Raw genomic sequence first — 18,673 nt, 5'->3', positions numbered from 1 at the left:
GGCCAGCCTTGAGCGATGGACTCTGTCGCGCCGCAAATGGCGTCAGCTCGATATCGTGGTGGCCGATGACGAGGAGGCGGCGGAATGGCGTTTCTTTGATCGCTGGACTGCCAGACGGCGCGCGCTCAGCAACGACCAGTTAGCGATTGACCGCGGCTCGCCGCCGCCGACGCGGGACATTCCTGGCCAGCCGTTCTCGAAATCACCAGCGTCGTCGCACACCGACATCATCGGCCTGTTTCCCGAGCCCGGAGCATCGCGGTGAGCGTTGCCATTGTCGATTACGGCTCGGGCAACCTGCACTCGGCGGCCAAAGCGTTTGAGCGGGCCGCCCGAGCGATGCAAAGTCCGGCGAAGATCGTGGTAACCCGCGATCCCGAAACCGTCTATCGGGCCGACCGAATCGTGCTGCCCGGTGTTGGAGCGTTCGCCGATTGTCGCGCCGGCCTTGACGCTTTGGACGGAATGATCGAGGCGATGACCGAGGCCGTCCGCAACAAAGCGCGGCCATTTTTCGGTATTTGCGTCGGCATGCAGCTGATGGCGACGCGCGGCAAGGAAAACGTCACCACGGACGGGTTCAACTGGGTCGCGGGTGACGTCGAGAAGATTTCACCACGCCAAGACAATTTGAAAATCCCGCACATGGGCTGGAATACCCTCGATATGATCCGTGAGCATCCGGTGCTGGAGCAGCTGGCGCTCGGACCGAACGGACGCCACGCATATTTCGTTCACTCCTATCACCTCAATGCAAGCAATGAGGCGGATGTGCTGGCGCGCGCCGACTACGGCGGTCCGGTGACGGCCATAGTTGCCAAGGACACGGCCTTCGGCACCCAATTTCATCCGGAGAAGAGCCAGCGCTTCGGGTTGGCCTTGATTTCGAATTTCCTGAAGTGGAAGCCGTGATCCTCTTTCCCGCCATCGACCTGAAGAACGGCCAATGCGTTCGCCTTGAACAGGGCGATATGGCGCGTGCGACCGTCTTCAATCTGGATCCCGCAGCACAGGCGCGCGCCTTTGCAGCGCAAGGATTCGAGTATCTGCACGTCGTCGATCTCGACGGCGCTTTTGCCGGCAAGCCGATCAATGCAATGGCCGTCGAGGCAATGCTCAAGTCCGTCAGCATGCCGGTCCAACTCGGCGGTGGCATTCGCGACCTTCAAACGGTCGAAGCCTGGCTGGCAAAAGGCATCACCCGCGTGATCATCGGGACGGCGGCGGTACGTCAACCGGAATTGGTGAAGCGGGCGGCCAAAACCTTTCCCGGTCGCGTTGCGGTAGGTTTGGATGCACGCGAGGGCAAAGTCGCGGTCGAAGGCTGGGCGGAGACATCGCACATCAGCGCGCTCGAAATTGCGAAACAGTTCGAGGATGCCGGGGTCGCGGCTATTATCTTTACTGACATTGCGCGCGACGGCCTGCTGAAGGGACTGAACCTGGATGCGACCATTGAGTTGGCGGAACAGCTATCGATTCCGGTCATCGCCTCTGGCGGCTTTGCTTCGATCGAAGACGTGAAAGCCCTGTTGGCGCCACGCGCCAACAAACTGGCGGGAGCGATCGTGGGACGTGCACTTTATGATGGCCGGCTCGATCCCGCAGCCGCGCTGACGCTGATACGCAACGCGCGCGCCGCTGCCTAGGGAGTTTTCCGAATGTTCAAGGTGCGCGTGATTCCCTGTCTCGACGTCAAGGACGGTCGGGTGGTGAAGGGCGTCAACTTCATCGACCTGCGCGACGCGGGTGATCCCGTCGAAGCGGCGATTGCCTACGATGCCGCTGGGGCTGATGAGCTATGTTTCCTCGATATCACCGCCACCCACGAAAATCGCGGCATCATGCTCGATGTGGTCCGGCGCACGGCGGAAGCCTGCTTCATGCCGCTGACCGTTGGTGGCGGCGTACGAAGCGTCGAGGATATCAAGACGCTGCTGCGGTCTGGCGCCGACAAGGTATCGATCAACAGCGCCGCCGTAAGCCGCCGCGAATTCGTCAAGGAAGCCGCCGAAAAATTTGGCGATCAATGCATCGTAGTGGCGATCGACGCCAAGCGCGTGAAACGCGGCGGTGGATCGGATCGGTGGGAAATCTTCACCCATGGTGGGCGCAATTCCACGGGCACTGACGCCATCGAATACGCGCAGGAGGTGGTCTCGCTGGGTGCCGGCGAGATCCTGCTGACCTCGATGGACCGCGATGGGACCAGGCAGGGGTTTGACATTCCGCTTACCCAGGCGATCGCTGACAGCGTCCCTGTCCCTGTGATCGCTTCCGGCGGCGTCGGCAATCTGGACCATTTGGTCGAGGGCATCCGCCAAGGGCATGCGACCGCGGTGCTGGCGGCATCGATCTTCCATTTCGGGGAATTTACCATCCGTGAAGCCAAGGAGCATATGGTCCGTGCCGGGGTGCCGATGCGGCTCGATCCCTGACGACTCCTCTTCAAAAAAGTGCTAATTGCCTTGCGTAGCGGTTCATTCAGAAGCGCGTGAGTTGAGTTGATGTCGCGTTTTACCATTCACGATCTCGCTGCCACCATCGATGCCCGTGCGACATCGGGAGGAGAGGCGTCCTACACGCGCAAGCTGCTGGATAAAGGCGCGGAGCACTGTGCCAAGAAACTTGGCGAGGAGGCCGTCGAGGCCGTCATTGCCGCGGTCGAGAACGACCGTGACCATCTGATCGCGGAAAGCGCCGACCTAATATTTCATTTGCTGGTGCTGTTGAAGTCGCGCGGCGTCAAGCTCGAGGACGTCGAAGCGGCCTTGGAACAGCGCACCACTACCTCAGGCCTCGAAGAGAAAGCATCCCGCAAGCGCGTTTAGGATAACCGGCATCGGGGTCAATCACACACGCGCGCCCCGCGCAAAGCCAAGGCGGCACCATGGATATTCGGGCACCGGAGCAGCAGTACAATCCCTACCGGATATTCTCGAGGGAGCAATGGGCGCGGCTGCGTGACGATGCGCCGATGACACTGGGTGCCGACGAGATCGCGCGACTTCGTTCGATGCACGATCGCCTCGATCTTAGTGAGGTCGAGGAAATTTACCTGCCATTGTCGCGTCTGTTGTCGATCTATGTCGATGCCACGCAGCGGTTGTTTGTTGCGCAACGACGCTTTCTGGGCATCGAAGATCGCAAGATGCCCTACATCATTGGCGTGGCCGGCTCGGTGGCGGTCGGCAAATCGACAACCGCGCGCGTGTTGCAGGCGCTGCTGGCGCGCTGGTCGCCCCGCCCCAAGGTCGATCTGGTGACGACCGACGGCTTTCTGTTTCCGAACTCCATGCTCGAGCGGCAAGGCTTGATGCAGAAGAAGGGCTTTCCTGAGAGCTATGACCTGCCGACGCTCTTGTCATTTCTGAGCGACATCAAGGCCGGACGCCGCCCGGTGCGGGCGCCGGTCTATTCGCATTTGATTTACGATATCATTCCGAACGAATTCATCGAGGTGGATCGGCCGGACATTTTGATAGTCGAGGGCGTCAATGTGCTTCAGACGGGGCGGCTGCCGCGCGACGGCAAAGCCGTCCCGGTGGTGTCGGACTTCTTCGATTTCTCCGTCTATATCGATGCGGACGAAGCGGTGCTGCGCGAATGGTACATCAGGCGTTTCCTGACCCTGCGAGATACCGCATTCCACGATCCTAGGTCGTACTTTCATCGCTATGCGGCTTTGTCCGACGAGGAGGCAACCGCCACCGCGCTCGCGATCTGGGAACGGACCAACCTTGCCAACCTCGAGGAGAACATTCTGCCGACCCGACCGCGCGCGACGCTGATCCTCAAGAAGGGCGCCGATCATGTGGTCGAGACGGTGGCGTTGCGGCGCCTCTAGTTCGCGTGACGCTTGCTCTTTCGAAGCTTCCGCTTCAGCTAAGCAGGAATAATCGCGGCACATCTCCTCAGACGGCGAGATGCCGAGAGGCGGCGAGATTAGCCAGCGCGTCGGCTAACTTTTCCCGATCGAGTGGCTTGATCAAAAAACCATCCATCCCCGCCTCAAAGCAGGCGTAGCGGTCCTCCACCAGCGCGTTCGCGGTGAGCGCGAGAATTGGCGTCTGGCGTCCGGGCTGGCTCGCCTCGACGCTGCGGATCCGCTTGGTGGTTTCGATGCCGTCCAGTTGAGGCATCTGGATGTCCATCAGCACCAGATCATAGGGCGTGTCCGCGGATTTGGCGGCGAGCCACGATTCAAGCGCCTGTTCGCCGTTGGTGGTGATCACGGCGCGATGGCCCAATCGGGTTAATAGCGAACGCATCAACAGCGCGTTGATCTCGTTGTCCTCAGCGACCAGAACGGAAAGTCCGCGCGGCAGCAATATCGCGGGACTTTCCATTGGATCAGCGGTCTCGATTTCCGCGTCGGTTGCAAGACTCGGCGCGAGCACTTCAGGCCCGTTTGCGAGCCGCGCCGCCAGCGATGCCGCGCGCAGTGGCTTTACAAGGTAGCCGGTGAAAGCCGATGAGATGGCCGACGACAGTCGAAGCTCTTGCCGATCGGCCGGCGTGAACATCACGATCCGTTGGGTTGCGTGAACGCGCGCGGCTTGACCCAGGGCTTCCGTCGCTTCAGCGCCCATGGCGCGATCGATCAGGACAGCATGCCATGTCCGCTCCGGCAACAGCGCCCGCGCCACCTCCGGATCGGAAACCATGCACGTCTGGCCGCCCCAGCGCTGCAACCGGCGGGCGATCAGGGAGGACTCGATGCTCTGGGGCGCGACCAGCATGATTGATTCGCCGCTCAAATCCGGCGCCGTAAAGGCTGCTTGCTGATCGCCATAAGCGGCGAGCGGAATCGAGACCTCAAAAGTCGAGCCCATGCCTGGCTTGCTCTCGAGCGTGATTCGTCCGCCCATGCGCTTGACGATTCGCTCCGAGATACTGAGACCAAGGCCGGTGCCGCCGTAGTTCCTGCCGATGCGCTCGTCCGCTTGCTCGAACTCGCGGAAAATCCGCTCCTGCGCTTCCAGCGCGACCCCGATGCCGGTGTCTCGCACCAGAAAGCAGATCTCGTTCGGCCAGATACCAGGCTCCACAATCAGCGCAACGCCGCCGGTCGAAGTAAACTTGATCGCATTGCCTGCCAAATTGAGCAGCACCTGTCGAAGCCTTGCTGCGTCCCCAACCACCTGCATCGGCAGACGTTCGTCGACATAGGCGGCGATTTCGAGCTTGCGCGCCTGAGCGCGGGGCGCCAGTAGTTCGGTGATATCCTCGATCAACCCGGCAAGCGCGAATGGACGATGCTCGAGGTCGATCTTGCCGGCTTCAATTTTCGAATAATCCAGAAGCTCCTCGATCAGCGACAGCAGCGCGTCGCCCGAGGTCTTCACCGCCTTGGCATAGGTCATCTGCTCCGGCGTCAGCGGCGTATCCAACAGCAGTCCGCTCATGCCGATGATGCCGTTCAGGGGAGTGCGAATTTCGTGGCTCGCCATCGCAAGGAATCGCGACTTGGCGCGATTGGCGGCGTCGGCCTGATCGCGGGCGTCAGCCAGCGCGCGTTCGGTCTCGGTGCGATCGGTAACATCGCGCCCGATGCATCTTATCTCGGCCGGTTGTCCGGCATCCGATCGAACCAGCCCCTCCCGCCACGCTATCCACCGCGGTCCAAGGGGACCCTCGATCTTCTGGTCATGGATTCTCGTGCCGTCACCCTCAAGCGCGGTGTCGCCTTGCTCGATCACGCGCAAGCTAAATTTGCTGCCGATCAGCGCATCGCGCGGCTGCCGCGCCAACTCGCAATAGGCGTCATTGACGAAAGTGATGCGGCCATCGGAGTCACGCAGCACGATCAAATCGCCTTGCGACTCGAACAAGCTCCGGGCGCGTTGCTCGGCTTCCTGCAGTTCCCAATTCCGGTCTGACAAGGTTTCGTTATGGAGTGCGAGTTTGCGAAACTTCTGGCGCATCAAGCGCAACCGGAAACTAAGCGTCGCAAGGCCGAGGCAGGCGATCGCGAACAGAAAGCTTGCCCCGATCGCGAACGCGTTGGGGTCATAGCCGGAAGTTTCGGACCTGCTGCCGGCGATGAACCCGTACGCACCGCCGAACGCGGCGGAAAAGATCATCGAGGAGCGAACGACGAACACAAGCCAGGAATGGCGCCGCGTGAAACGACGTATACCTAACTTGAATCGGAAAACCCGCCCCATGCCGATGCCCTGAATCTCTATTGACGCGCCCTGTCCCGGCCAGACGATGGATCGGCGAGATTGCGAACTGCTTGAAGCCGGGCGACTTCGCGCGCTGCCGTGAAAACATGGCTAATGCAAAGTTAAGAGAGGCGCGCGAGTTGGTCTCGGTGGCCTGAACTTCTGTCGAGTTCAGGCGGCGCGCCTCACGTCCTCGGCAAGGGCGCGGTAAGAAAGTGCTTCGGCCAGATGAAGCCGGCCGATTTCGGCGGCTCCGTCGAGATCGGCGAGCGTACGCGCAACGCGCAGCACGCGATGATAGCCGCGCGCCGACAACCGCATGTTCTCGGATGCATCACGAAGCAGTTTCAAACCCTGCGCGTCCGGCTGCGCTACCTGTTCGAGTATCGATGCCGGCGCTTCGGCGTTGGTGCGGATGTGCGGCAATCCCGCCGATGCGTAACGCTTGAGCTGAATATGCCGCGCCGCGGCGACCCGAGCGGCGACCTCCGCCGATCCCTCGGCGGCAGGCGGCAAAATCAGGTCCGCGGCGGTCACGGCCGGCACTTCTATCCGCAGATCGATTCGATCCATCAGCGGGCCTGATATCCGGGCCTGATAATCCGACGTGCAGCGCTCGGTGCGTCCCCGTTTGCAGGCGTAGCCGGGTTCATAGGCATGGCCGCAGCGGCAAGGATTCATCGCCGCGACCAGCATGAAACGCGCTGGGTAGGTGACGCGATGATTAGCACGGGAAACCGAGACCTCGCCGTTTTCCAGTGGCTGGCGCAACGAGTCCAGCACGCGCGCATCGAATTCCGGCAACTCATCCAGGAACAGTACGCCCTGGTGGGCCAAGGAGATTTCGCCGGGCCTCGCGCGCATGCCGCCGCCGGTCAGCGCGGCCATGCTGGCCGAATGATGAGGGCTGCGGAATGGCCGCCGCGCCGTCAGCGCGCCACCCTGGATCTCGCCGGCCACCGAAGCAATCATTGAAACTTCGAGCAACTCGGATGGTGACAGCGGCGGCAGGATCGAGGGCAGGCGGGCTGCCAGCATCGACTTACCGGCGCCGGGAGAGCCGACCATCAGGAGGTGATGTCCGCCGGCGGCCGCGATTTCGAGCGCGCGCTTGGCGCTCTCCTGACCCTTGATGTCGCGAAGATCGAGCAAATTGGTTTCGGCCTCGCGCACCTTGGGCTGCGGACGGGACAGCACCTGCGTGCCTTTGAAGTGGTTGGCGATCTGGATCAGCGAATTGGGGGCGACAATCTGGATATCGGGGCTCGCCCAGGCCGCTTCCGCGCCACAGGCTGCCGGGCAAATCAGGCCCTCTTCGCGCGAATTCGCGCCGATCGCCGCCGGCAATGCGCCGGCCACCGCCGCAATCGATCCGTCCAGGCCGAGCTCGCCAAGTACGGTGAAGCCGGACAGCGCGTCCGGCGGAATCGCGCCGATCGCCGCCATTAGACCGAGCGCGATCGGGAGGTCGTAATGGCTGCCTTCCTTGGGCAGGTCGGCTGGTGCGAGATTGACGGTAATCCGCCGCGCCGGTAGCGCCAACCCGGACGCGATCAGCGCCGAGCGCACCCGCTCGCGCGCTTCGGACACCGCTTTGTCGGGCAGGCCCACAATGGCGAAGGCCGGCAATCCGGGTGCGACCTGCACCTGCACGTCGACCGCGCGGGCCTCAATCCCTTCAAAAGCTACGGTGGAAACCCGCTGTACCATTCCGACCCCTCGCACAACCAAAGGTAGCGGAAAGCCGGAGCGGGATCAAGAACATTAAGAGAACGCAAGCTTCGGGGTAAATGACGCGAGATTAGTCCCGGCTGGGCACAAAGTTGAGGGCCTTGGCGCTGATCCTCGTAAGGCAGATCAGCCGGCGGCGCGCTTGTTATCGATGACGTCCCAGATTTTGGCGGCAACGTCCGGCCCGCCGAGCCGGGACACGGCGCGAATGCCGGTCGGCGAGGTGACGTTGATCTCGGTGAGATAGTCGTCGATCACGTCGATGCCGACAAACAACAGCCCGCGCTGGCGCAACGCCGGGCCTAGCTCCGCGCAGATTTCGCGTTCGCGCGAGGTGAGATCGGCGGCCTGCGCAGCGCCGCCGCGCACCATGTTTGACCTCAGATCATCCGCGGCCGGAACGCGGTTGACGGCGCCGGCGAATTCGCCATCGACCAGGATAATACGCTTGTCGCCGCGTTTGACCTCGGGAAGAAATCGCTGGATCACCCATGGCTCGCGAAACGTCACGGAAAACATGTCGAACAGCGACCCGAAATTCATGTCTTGCGGCATCACCCGAAACACCGCCGCACCGCCGTGGCCGTGCAACGGCTTCATCACGACGGCGCCGTGCTCCGCCCGGAACCCGTTGATCTCGTCTAAATCCCTCGAGATCAGGGTTGGCGGCATGAGGTGCGGAAAATCCATCACGAAAATCTTTTCCGGTGCGTTACGCACGCTGGCAGGGTCGTTCACCACCAATGTTTTCGGATGTATCCGCTCCAGAAGGTGCGTCGAGGTGATGTAGGCGAGATCGAACGGGGGGTCCTGCCGCAGAAGGACGACATCGAACCCAGATAGAGACTCGCGGCGCGGCTCGCCCAGCGTGAAATGATTACCGGGTTCATCGCGGACATCGAGTTTCTGAACAGGCGCGACCACTTCATCGCCGCGTAGCGAGAGCTTGTCCGGAGTGTAATAAGAGACCGCGTGACCGCGCTCCTGCGCTTCCAGCAACAATGCGAATGTCGAATCGCCGCCGATGTTGATGCGCGCGATGGGATCCATCTGGACGGCGACGTTCAGTTTCATGGCTCAGCCCACAAGTTGCGTTGGTTGAATGTTTTCCGGAATGGATTGAGAATAGAATCAGGTGCTGGCGTCGAATGCCGCGAGCAAATGACGTGGCAGCCGCCGCGGAGCGATCAACATCGCGTCAAAACGGAGCTCGAAATCGGCCTGTTCGGGATGGGCGACCAGCCAAGCCTGCGCGGCTTCGATGATGCGTGCCTGCTGGCGCGCCGTCACCGCATAGGCGGCGTCGTCAAGTGTCCCACGGGCCTTCACCTCAACGAACGCCAGCACATTACGTCGCCTCGCCACGATGTCGATTTCGCCATAGCGGGTGCGAAAGCGTTTTGCCAGGATACGATAGCCTTTCGCCATCAGGAAAGCGGCGGCACGCGCTTCGGCTGAAAGCCCCGTTCGAAACGCGGCGATGCGCTCAGGCGATGCGACCTTCGCTACCTTCTCGGGTGGGGCAATATCGTCAGTCTTGGCCATGCTCGCCTTTCGCAGCTATTTCCTTGGCGAGATCGAGCGCTCGCGCGTAAACTTCCCGGCGCGGCCGCCCGGATAATTCCACCGCATGGGCGACTGCATCCTTTACGCTGTCGTGTTGAAGCGAGCGCCGCAGTACTTCGTCCAGCTTGTCGTCGCTGATGGTTTGCATGTCGGCGGCGGGCGGGCCAATCACCAGCACGAATTCGCCTCGCGTCTCCAGCCGGTCGGCCGTTCGCGCCAATTCAGCAATCGGCGCGCGCGTGATTTCCTCATGCATTTTGGTCATCTCGCGACAGATCGCGGCGTCACGAGGCCCCATGATGTCGGCGAGATCGCGCAGCGTATTTTGCACACGGCTTCCGGATTCGAACATCACAACCGTCGCCTCGATTCGTGCAATCTCGGCAAGCCGCGCGCGCCTCGCGGCCTGCTTGGCGGGCAAGAAGCCCTCGAAGAAGAACCGGTCGGTCGGCAATGCGGCAACCGAGAGCGCGCTCAACACCGATGATGCCCCGGGCACGGCGAAAACCTGATGACCTGCGGTGGATGCTTCGCGCACCAGCTTGAACCCAGGGTCGGAAATCAGCGGCGTGCCGGCATCTGACACCAAGGCCACCGATTGGCCCTGCGCGAGCGTTCTCAGGATCTCCGGTCGGACCACCGCGGCGTTATGCTCATGGTAGGATTTAAGCGGCGTGGCGATCGCGTAGCGTTCGGTCAGCCGGCGGGTAACCCGCGTATCCTCACAGGCGATAACGTCAGCGCCGGCCAAGGTTTCGAGGGCACGCAATGTGACGTCGCCGAGATTGCCGATGGGGGTTGCGACCAGATAAAGGCCAGGAATCGGTCTTGGAACCGTCAAAACTTGGCCAGCGATCGCAAACGTGCGCGCCACGGGTTCCGCCGAGTGTTCGGTCCGATCTGTGGAAGTGGGTTTCGGGCGCATTGCGGTAATCTAGAGGGAACGCGGTGCTTACGCCACGATGCTGGCGTGGGATAGCACCGGGTCGCGCAATGGTTGGGGAAGCCGCGATGCAATTCGATCGCTCCGGATCGCCATAATCCTTTTGTTCTGGTTAACTAACCGTCGACAATATGCCTGAATCTGCCTCTCCTGATGCCGGGAGAATCGACGTCCCACCGATTGGGTCGGTCAAGAAAAGAGATGTGATGGTGGGGCCGCTCAAACCCGAGTCGATGGATTTTGGGGCTACCCGGCGGACTGCGCTGGGCCTCATCCTCGGCGCGCCCCTGCTCGGGGCATGCGCGGGCGTGCAGCAGAGCCTCAGCCAATTCGGTTCGCAACCCGGCGCGGAGCCCTCCGGCCCAAAGCAGGAGCCACTCGCGGTTGGCACGGGACAGGTCAAGGTAGGATTGATTTTGCCATTGTCGGCAGCAGGGAATGCGGGGGTTGCCGCACAATCGATGAAGAACGCCGCGGAAATGGCGTTGGCGGAATTCCAGAATCCTAACATCCAGCTTTTGATCAAGGATGATGGGGGTAGCCCGCAAGGCGCGCAACAAGGGACCCAACAGGCGCTCGAGGAGGGCGTCGAAATTATTCTGGGCCCCTTGTTTGCAGCCTCAGTACCTGCCACGGCTCAGTTGGCGCGCGCGCGTGGCGTCTCGGTCATCGCATTCTCGACGGATTCGAGCGTGGCCGGACGCGGCGTGTATCTGTTGAGCTTCCTGCCGGAGTCCGACGTCAACCGGATCGTCGAATACTCAGCGGCGAGCATCGGAAAGAAATCGTTCGCAGCGCTGCTGCCGGAAAATGCATACGGCACTGTCGTTGAGGCGAGCTTCAAGCAGGCGGTGGCACGCCGCGGCGGACGGATCGTCGCGTTTGAGAAATATGGCGGGGATCGCGCGACTCCGGCGCGAACCGTGGCGCAGGCGCTCGGGTCCGCGGACGCGCTGTTTATGGCCGACGACGGCGATTCGGTGGTGACAGTCGCCGATGCGCTGACCGCGGCAGGCGCCAACTTGAAAAACATCCAGCTCCTCGGCACCGGGTTGTGGGACAATCCACGAGTCTATGCGAGCCCTGGCTTGCAAGGCGGATTATACGCAGCCCCCGATCCGTCCGGCTTCCGCAGCTTCTCGGCTCGCTACCGCGCCAAATACAGCGCCGATCCGGTGCGAACCGCGACGCTCGCTTATGACGCTGTTGCGCTCGTCGCCGCATTGGCCCGGACACAGGGCCCACAACGATTTTCGTCCGACGTGCTGATCAATCCATCCGGGTTTGCCGGGATCGACGGTCTGTTCCGATTCCGCGCCGATGGCACCAACGAGCGCGGCTTGGCGGTCATGCGCGTCGGATCGGGTGGCGGCGTGCCGGTTGCCGGTTCTCCGAAAAGCTTTGGGGCGTGATGTCGCCGCGCTGTCCGCGCGCATCGTTTCAAAGTCACGCGGCGGCTAAATCTGCAACCACCGCATCAAGCACCGGGAATCCGGCTTGGGTAACCCGAAGCCTGCCGTCTTCATCGACGGCGATGGCGCCCTCTTCCCGCAGCACCGCGATGCGTCGCGGATCGAGCACGCGGCCCGATAGCGCCGCATAGCGTTTCGGATCGATGCCCTCGGTGAGACGCAGGCCCATCAGCAGGAATTCATCGGCCCGCTCTTCGCTGTTGAGGCGGTCGTCGGTTATGAGGCCGTGACCGCTGGCTTCCACGCGCATCAGCCATTGTTCGGGACGCTTCTCGGTCGCCATCGCGTGCCGCACGCCATCGATATCTAGTCGCCCGTGCGCGCCAGGACCTATGCCGGCATACTCCTCACCGCGCCAGTAAACCAGATTATGCCGGCATTCAGCGCCAGCGCGCGCGTGGTTCGAAATCTCATATGCAGGCAGACCATGCGCGGAGCAGATCTCCTGGGTTACGTCGTAAAGAGCACGCGCGCTGCCTTCATCCGGCGTCGATAGATTGCCGGCGGCATGCAAGCCGAAAAACGGCGTGCCCTCTTCGATCGTCAGTTGATACAGCGACAGATGCTCGGCCGCCTCGGCAATAGCAATCTTCAACTCCGCCGCCCACATTGTCGGCGTCTGGTCGGGGCGCGCGTAGATCAGGTCGAACGAGTATCGGTCGAAAGCTTTGCGTGCGATCGCCACCGCCGCCAGCGCTTCGCGCGCAGTGTGCAGGCGCCCCAGCGCTTTCAACGAGACATCGTCGAGCGCTTGAACGCCGAGCGAAACCCGATTGACACCGGCAACGCGGTAGCCGGCAAAGCGCGTAGCCTCGACGCTCGTGGGGTTTGCTTCGAGCGTGATCTCCACCTCCGGTCTCACTCGCCAGTGCCTGCCGATCGAATCGAGAATCGCGCCGACCGTTTGCGGGCGCATCAGCGATGGCGTGCCGCCGCCGAGAAAGATCGAGGATACCTCCCGACCGGGCGCGCGCGCTGCAATGGTTTCGATTTCGCGTGCGAAGGCGCGCGCGTATCGCTCCTCGTCAATTGGGGCATGCCGGACATGGCTGTTGAAATCGCAGTACGGGCATTTTGATAGACAAAATGGCCAATGCACGTACACGCCGAACGCTTCGATTTTTGCGTCTGGCTGTTCTGGCGAAAGGCGGGCTCGGGAGCTAATCAAGGCAGATCTCCGCGAGCTTGACGAAGGCGCGCGCGCGATGCGACAGCCCGAGGCCGAGCGGCGGGAGCCCATGCTTCTCGATACTGCTCATCTCCCCGAACGTGCGCGTGTATCCATCGGGCAAGAACATCGGATCGTAACCGAAACCGGCCGTGCCTCGCGGCGGCCAAACCAGCGTCCCGTCGGCGCGCGCCTCGACTTCCTCGGTATGGCCGTCAGGCCAGGCGACACAGAGCGCGGAGACGAAATGCGCCTTGCGCTGCGGAGGTTGCGTTGCGCCACGTTCGGCGAGCAGCCGTTCGATCCGCGTCATCGCGACGCCAAAATCCTTGGTCGGGCCCGCCCACCGGGCCGAGAATATGCCCGGAGCGCCATCGAGTGCATCAACTACCAGTCCGGAATCATCGGCGAAGGCGGGAAGTTGCGCGGCGTTTGCGGCCGCGATCGCCTTGATCGATGCGTTTGCTCGAAACGTATTGCCTGTTTCCTCGGGCTCATCCAGCCCAAGCGCGCCGGCCGAAATTGCCTCAACGCCGTGCGGCGCCAGCAGCTCGCGCATCTCGGCGAGCTTGCCAGGATTGTGGGTCGCGATCACCAGCTTGCCTGAGATTCGACGGTGTTGGGTCATGAGCATGTGTAACGCGCTATGCCGGCCTTTTCCCGATCGAGTTCCAGCAAAACGACCTCTGCAAACTAGGCGACCGCCATTTTCTGCAAATCCACCAGCCGCGCCACCCCTTTGCGCGCGAGCGCCATCAGGGCGAGAAACTCGTCATGCGAGAACGGGGTTCTTTCCGCCGTGCCCTGCACTTCTATAAGCCGCCCGTCGCCAGTCATCACGAAATTGGCGTCGGTCTCCGCCTCGGAGTCCTCGGCGTAATCGAGATCGAGCACCGGCGTGCCGTTATATATTCCGCAGGAGATCGCGGCCACATTGTCCCGCAGCACGCTCGTCTTCACCATGTTGCGCGCCTTCATCCAGCTCAGGCAGTCGGCCAAAGCCACCCAGGCACCGGTAATCGCGGCGGTGCGCGTTCCGCCGTCGGCCTGCAGCACGTCGCAATCGACCGTAATCTGGCGTTCGCCAAGGGCTTCGAGGTTTACCGTGGCCCGCAGGGAGCGGCCGATCAGGCGCTGGATTTCAATGGTGCGGCCATTTTGCTTTCCGGCGGCAGCCTCGCGGCGCGTGCGCTCCAGGGTCGCTCGTGGCAGCATGCCGTATTCCGCCGTTACCCAGCCACGTCCCTGCCCCTTGAGCCAAGGCGGCAGCCGTTCTTCCAGCGTCGCCGTGACCAGCACATGAGTATCGCCAAATTTGACCATGCACGAACCTTCGGCGTACTTCACCACGCCGCGTTCCAACGACACGGCGCGCAGTTCATCCGGCGCACGGCGACTTGGGCGCATGGAAATCCTCCAGAAGTTCAAGAAAACGCAATGGCTCGCGGTGCTTGTAGGGGGGCCAACGAGCAGCGGCAAGGCCTTTGCCCACCGTTTCGAGGTCATCCCTGCTTGTAACCGGCGCGGGACATCGACAGATTAGGGCAGGTCTAAAGGGAGCACATGGTGGCCCATCACGATCCGATCGGTTTGATCGCGCCGCATGCCGGCCTGGCGCAGCTCAACGAGCGCTCGCGTGACATATTTCGTCAAATCGTAGAGAGTTACCTCGCGACCGGCGAGCCGGTCGGCTCGCGCAATATTTCGCGCCTGATCGCGGTTCCATTGTCGCCGGCGTCGGTGCGAAACGTAATGGCTGATCTCGAGCAGCTTGGCCTGATCTATGCGCCGCATACCTCGGCGGGCCGGCTGCCGACCGAGCTCGGTTTGCGGTTTTTCGTCGATGCCCTGATGCAGGTCGGTGATCTTACCGAACCGGAGCGGCAGTCGATCCAAAGCCAACTTGCATCGGTCGGCAAGGCGCAGTCCGTCGAGGCGGCTCTCGGCGAAGCGTTGACGCGGCTTTCCGGCCTGACCCGCGCCGCGGCTGTGGTGCTCACCGCAAAATCCAATTCGCGGTTGAAGCACATCGAATTCGTCCGGCTCGAGCCGGAGCGAGCGCTTGTCGTGCTTGTCGGTGAGGACGGCCAGGTTGAGAACCGCGTACTGACGTTGCCGCCCGGGATTCCGTCCTCGGCGCTCACCGAAGCCAGCAATTTTCTGAATTCGCGAATTCGCGGCAGGACCCTGGCGGAAGCGCGGCTCGAGCTTGAGACTGCGCTGGCGCAAAACCGCGCCGAGCTTGATCAGCTGACGCAGAAAGTCATCGCGGCGGGCATCGCGAGTTGGTCTGGCGGTGAAAACGAAGAGCGGCAACTGATCGTCCGCGGCCACGCCAATCTTCTGGAAGACCTGCATGCCCTCGAAGATCTGGAGCGCGTGCGATTGCTGTTCGACGATCTCGAAACTAAGCGCGGCGTGATCGATCTACTGGGGCGCGCCGAACGCGCCGAGGGCGTACGGATTTTCATCGGTTCAGAAAATAAGCTGTTCTCATTGTCCGGCTCCTCCACCATCATTGCTCCTTACAGCGATGGCGCCGGTCATATCGTCGGGGTTCTCGGCGTGATCGGGCCTACCCGGCTCAACTACGCAAGGGTGATCCCCACCGTGGATTACGCCGCGCGGATTGTGAGCCGAATCCTCGGAGGCTAGTGCCTGCTGGCCAACCTCCAGTGTGGTTTTCGCGGAGACTTTCATCGCAACCGACCGATGCCCGTCAGCTTCATCCCGGCGCCTGATCCGGGCCGAAGGAACCATGGCGCTTGATTTCGCGCGGCTAAAGCACGATATCCCGGCCAGCAACTCCCCATCGATGCGAGCTATTTTCAAGAGGACAGTCTATGACCGATCCCAACCGGCAGAACGATGAACCGGTGAACCCGGCCCAAGGACCGGAGCCCGTCATTTCCAAGCCTTACATCATGCCCGACGAGCCGGAAGAGGGATCGGCGGAGGCGCTTGCGAAGGAAGCGGCGGAATCGCGCGACAAGATGCTCCGAACACTGGCGGAGATGGAAAATCTGCGCAAGCGCACGACGCGCGAGGTGGCCGATGCGCGTGCTTATGGCATTTCCGGCTTCGCGCGCGACATTCTCGACATCGCCGACAATTTGCAGCGTGCGCTCGACGCGGTTCCGGCCGAAGCGAAAGCGTCGGCCGATCCCGGCCTGAAGGCGCTGATCGAGGGCGTCGAGTTGACCGAGCGATCGCTGCTCAACACGCTGGAGAAAAACGGCGTCAGGAAATTCGATCCATCGGGCGAAAAATTCGATCCGAATTTTCAACAGGCTATGTATGAAGTGCCCGACCCTTCCGTGCCAGCGGGAACGGTGGTTCAGGTGGTGCAGGCCGGCTACATGATCGGGGAGCGCGTCTTGCGACCCGCATTAGTCGCGGTCTCCAAGGGCGGAGCCAAGGCGGACACCAAACCGCTTGAAAATTGATTTCTATCCCGGCTAATGCGCGATCGCAGAGCGACCGCAACGTTATCCGCGCGGCTGAATTCCGTCACGGACGGCGCGGAAGCGTGGAAACGCTTGTGTCCATACGTCACGCGGGGCGCTTCCAATGACGCGCAGCGTGGTTTGACCACCGAAGCGAAGCCATTGCACGACAGTCACAGCGGTATTTTCCTTGCCGCTGGTGGCATCGATCCGCGTTTCATAGCCGGGCATCCCGTCGATACGGATCGGCTCTGACATCGTGATCCGCGCGTCGCGGACGCCGGGAATGGTGGTCGCGGCCTGCTGGGCGAACCGGCCACGATCGTCGGGCTGGGCCGGCGCCGCGCCCATGACGCCGATCACCATAAACGGTGCGGTCTCGAATCCCTTCGTTTCATCGCCGTCCGCGAGAATGATGGCTCCGCCGGGCGCCAGCGTTCGGACGTTTTTGAACTCGCTAAGTTCACTGATCTTGAACGGCAACAATCCCAACTGCTCGTCGACCGGAACTTGCCTGCGTATCACAGCCGTCGCGAACATCTGCCGTATGGCATCATCGGTGTAGATCTTGCTCGCACTCTCGGGCACCTGCACTGCGACGTAGCCGGAGAAAGTTCCGCCCGGCACGATCATCGAATACCGGCGGACATTCGTCTGAGCGTCCTTGGCGGCTTCGATGGTGTAATAGGCGATGCCGACCGACGTCTCGATGCTCTCGGGCTTGATACCCCCGGTGCCTTCGGGGTTGGCCTTGAAGGCGTTCATCACCTCGCCATAAGCCTCCGCCGGCAACTCCGCCACCAATACCTTGACGCCGTGGTCCTCGGTCTCGAAGCCGGTGAAGGATTTTGCGGGGGAGAGGCCGACGAGCGGGGTTAAGCCGAGCCGCATGCCTCGGGGAAAAACCGCATCCGCTGCGAATGCGGGACATAGGAGGCCGATAAGCAGGGCAGCCGCGGCGAATAGGCGAATAGGCTTCATGGTTTTCTATTGGTCTGCATTGAGGCCGTTCGATGGTCCGGCAAGTCGCGACCCGGACCAGGCAGCTCTGGCGTCTGCCGGCTTTTAGCCGTTTTGGCCACCGTGCAACAGGCCAAAAGTCCTCGTTCCCGGAACATCGAAAGACCGAGCCGCGCTCAGGTTTTTTTGGCCAGCGCCCTGGCTTTGAGAGCGGCCCGGTTTGCCGGATGCACCGCTGCGGCCGCACTCACGGATACTATCTTTCAACCCGCGAGCGTTTTGATAAGCGAACGTTGCGTCCCGGTCCTTGCGGGCCTTCACCCTCCTCCTATATGAGGCTCACCGTCGCAATATCGCGAGCATTTGATCTTAGGGGGTTTGGATTGGCGCGCCGTCAGGGCCCAGCCGACCTGCCGCAAAAAGAAGGATATTAGGACCATGGGAAAGGTCATCGGGATCGATCTCGGCACCACGAATTCGTGCGTCGCCGTAATGGATGGCAAGACAGCGAAAGTCATCGAAAACGCCGAGGGCATGCGGACGACCCCGTCGATCGTCGCGTTCAGCGATGATGGCGAGCGCCTTGTTGGCCAACCCGCCAAACGCCAGGCCGTCACCAATCCCGAGCGGACCTTCTTCGCGGTCAAGCGCCTCGTTGGCCGCCGCTATGACGATCCGATGGTTGAAAAGGACAAGAAGCTTGTCCCCTACAAGATCGTCAAAGCGTCGAACGGCGACGCCTGGGTCGAGGCCGACGGCAAGACCTACTCGCCCTCGCAGATTTCCGCTTTCATCCTGCAGAAGATGAAAGAGACCGCTGAAGCCCATCTCGGCCAAAAGGTCGATCAGGCGGTCATCACTGTTCCCGCCTACTTCAACGACGCGCAACGTCAGGCCACCAAGGACGCCGGCAAGATCGCGGGCCTGGAAGTGCTTCGCATCATCAACGAGCCGACGGCAGCGGCGCTGGCTTATGGGCTCGACAAGACCAAATCCGGCACCATCGCGGTATATGACCTCGGCGGCGGCACCTTCGACATTTCAATCCTCGAGATCGGCGACGGCGTGTTCGAAGTGAAGTCGACCAACGGAGATACTTTCCTTGGCGGTGAAGATTTCGACATGCGGCTGGTCAACTACCTGGCCGATAAATTCCAGAAGGAGCAGGGCATTAACCTGCGCAGCGACAAGCTTGCCTTGCAGCGCCTGAAAGAGGC

At 62.0% G+C, this 18,673-nt stretch carries 18 protein-coding genes and 1 pseudogene; 10 read left to right on the top strand and 9 right to left on the bottom strand.

Annotated features, from left to right (window positions below; genetic code table 11):
* The 6 genes and pseudogenes from VJV58_RS08785 to coaA all read left to right on the top strand — a co-directional run.
* Positions 1 to 265: pseudogene (locus tag VJV58_RS08785) on the top strand (DUF2628 domain-containing protein); the annotation flags it as partial.
* Complete coding sequence (gene hisH, locus VJV58_RS08780) at positions 262 to 912, top strand: imidazole glycerol phosphate synthase subunit HisH (protein WP_324136950.1); 651 nt, start codon at positions 262 to 264, stop codon at positions 910 to 912. The pseudogene VJV58_RS08785 and the gene hisH, both read left to right, overlap by 4 nt.
* The gene (gene hisA / locus VJV58_RS08775; RefSeq protein ID WP_324136949.1) at positions 909 to 1,649 is read left to right on the top strand and encodes a 1-(5-phosphoribosyl)-5-[(5-phosphoribosylamino)methylideneamino]imidazole-4-carboxamide isomerase; all 741 of its coding nucleotides are present in this window, start codon (positions 909 to 911) and stop codon (positions 1,647 to 1,649) included. The genes hisH and hisA overlap by 4 nt, the downstream gene beginning before the upstream one ends.
* A 12-nt stretch (positions 1,650 to 1,661) precedes the next feature.
* Positions 1,662 to 2,438, top strand: coding sequence for an imidazole glycerol phosphate synthase subunit HisF (gene hisF / locus VJV58_RS08770; protein ID WP_324136948.1), 777 nt, complete (start codon positions 1,662 to 1,664; stop codon positions 2,436 to 2,438).
* A 69-nt stretch (positions 2,439 to 2,507) separates the two neighbouring features.
* Positions 2,508 to 2,831 (top strand): phosphoribosyl-ATP diphosphatase, encoded by a 324-nt coding sequence (locus tag VJV58_RS08765; RefSeq protein WP_324136947.1) that lies wholly within the window; start codon positions 2,508 to 2,510, stop codon positions 2,829 to 2,831.
* A 59-nt stretch (positions 2,832 to 2,890) separates the two neighbouring features.
* Positions 2,891 to 3,847 carry a type I pantothenate kinase gene (gene coaA / locus VJV58_RS08760; protein WP_324136946.1) on the top strand — a complete coding sequence of 319 codons (957 nt, stop codon included), beginning with the start codon at positions 2,891 to 2,893 and terminating at the stop codon, positions 3,845 to 3,847.
* Positions 3,848 to 3,914: 67 nt separating this feature from the next.
* Here the strand turns inward: coaA and VJV58_RS08755 are convergent, their stop codons facing one another.
* From VJV58_RS08755 to rsmI, 5 genes are all read right to left on the bottom strand, one after another.
* Positions 3,915 to 6,170: a response regulator gene (locus tag VJV58_RS08755; protein WP_324136945.1), complete on the bottom strand. Its 2,256-nt coding sequence runs from the start codon at positions 6,168 to 6,170 to the stop codon at positions 3,915 to 3,917.
* Between the two features lie 171 nt (positions 6,171 to 6,341).
* Complete coding sequence (locus VJV58_RS08750; RefSeq protein WP_324136944.1) at positions 6,342 to 7,880, bottom strand: YifB family Mg chelatase-like AAA ATPase; 1,539 nt, start codon at positions 7,878 to 7,880, stop codon at positions 6,342 to 6,344.
* Between the two features lie 147 nt (positions 7,881 to 8,027).
* The gene (gene gshB / locus VJV58_RS08745; RefSeq protein WP_324136943.1) at positions 8,028 to 8,975 is read right to left on the bottom strand and encodes a glutathione synthase; all 948 of its coding nucleotides are present in this window, start codon (positions 8,973 to 8,975) and stop codon (positions 8,028 to 8,030) included.
* A 57-nt stretch (positions 8,976 to 9,032) separates the two neighbouring features.
* Positions 9,033 to 9,446 (bottom strand): YraN family protein, encoded by a 414-nt coding sequence (locus tag VJV58_RS08740; RefSeq protein ID WP_324136942.1) that lies wholly within the window; start codon positions 9,444 to 9,446, stop codon positions 9,033 to 9,035.
* Positions 9,433 to 10,392, bottom strand: a complete 960-nt coding sequence (rsmI, locus tag VJV58_RS08735; RefSeq protein WP_324136941.1) for a 16S rRNA (cytidine(1402)-2'-O)-methyltransferase — start codon at positions 10,390 to 10,392, stop codon at positions 9,433 to 9,435. The genes VJV58_RS08740 and rsmI overlap by 14 nt, the downstream gene beginning before the upstream one ends.
* Before the next feature lie 224 nt (positions 10,393 to 10,616).
* On the opposite strand from rsmI, the gene VJV58_RS08730 reads away from it, so the two are divergent.
* On the top strand, positions 10,617 to 11,822 hold the full coding sequence (locus tag VJV58_RS08730) for a penicillin-binding protein activator (protein WP_324136940.1): 1,206 nt from the start codon (positions 10,617 to 10,619) through the stop codon (positions 11,820 to 11,822).
* A gap of 34 nt (positions 11,823 to 11,856) precedes the next feature.
* Here VJV58_RS08730 and hemW read toward each other — a convergent pair whose 3' ends face one another.
* The 3 genes from hemW to rph all read right to left on the bottom strand — a co-directional run bounded on the left by hemW (position 11,857) and on the right by rph (position 14,457).
* A complete protein-coding gene (gene hemW, locus VJV58_RS08725; RefSeq protein ID WP_414641450.1) occupies positions 11,857 to 13,050 on the bottom strand; it encodes a radical SAM family heme chaperone HemW in 1,194 nt (397 codons plus the stop codon).
* Positions 13,043 to 13,678, bottom strand: coding sequence for an RdgB/HAM1 family non-canonical purine NTP pyrophosphatase (rdgB, locus tag VJV58_RS08720; RefSeq protein ID WP_414641451.1), 636 nt, complete (start codon positions 13,676 to 13,678; stop codon positions 13,043 to 13,045). Before rdgB ends, hemW begins: the two co-directional genes overlap by 8 nt.
* Before the next feature lie 65 nt (positions 13,679 to 13,743).
* Complete coding sequence (rph, locus tag VJV58_RS08715; RefSeq protein WP_324136951.1) at positions 13,744 to 14,457, bottom strand: ribonuclease PH; 714 nt, start codon at positions 14,455 to 14,457, stop codon at positions 13,744 to 13,746.
* Between the two features lie 159 nt (positions 14,458 to 14,616).
* On the opposite strand from rph, the gene hrcA reads away from it, so the two are divergent.
* A complete protein-coding gene (gene hrcA / locus VJV58_RS08710; RefSeq protein ID WP_324136938.1) occupies positions 14,617 to 15,705 on the top strand; it encodes a heat-inducible transcriptional repressor HrcA in 1,089 nt (362 codons plus the stop codon).
* A 188-nt stretch (positions 15,706 to 15,893) separates the two neighbouring features.
* Complete coding sequence (gene grpE, locus VJV58_RS08705; protein WP_324136937.1) at positions 15,894 to 16,496, top strand: nucleotide exchange factor GrpE; 603 nt, start codon at positions 15,894 to 15,896, stop codon at positions 16,494 to 16,496.
* A gap of 42 nt (positions 16,497 to 16,538) precedes the next feature.
* Here the strand turns inward: grpE and VJV58_RS08700 are convergent, their stop codons facing one another.
* Positions 16,539 to 17,477, bottom strand: coding sequence for a hypothetical protein (locus VJV58_RS08700; RefSeq protein ID WP_324136936.1), 939 nt, complete (start codon positions 17,475 to 17,477; stop codon positions 16,539 to 16,541).
* A gap of 417 nt (positions 17,478 to 17,894) precedes the next feature.
* Here VJV58_RS08700 and VJV58_RS08695 point away from each other — a divergent pair.
* Positions 17,895 to 18,673, top strand: a 779-nt coding sequence (locus tag VJV58_RS08695) for an Hsp70 family protein (protein WP_324136935.1), incomplete at its 3' end; no start/stop codon positions are given.

Source organism: Bradyrhizobium sp. (assembly GCF_035273305.1).
Lineage (GTDB): Bacteria > Pseudomonadota > Alphaproteobacteria > Rhizobiales > Xanthobacteraceae > Bradyrhizobium.
Note: the sequence above shows the minus strand (reverse complement) of the source record. Positions and strands in the feature narration are given on the sequence as shown.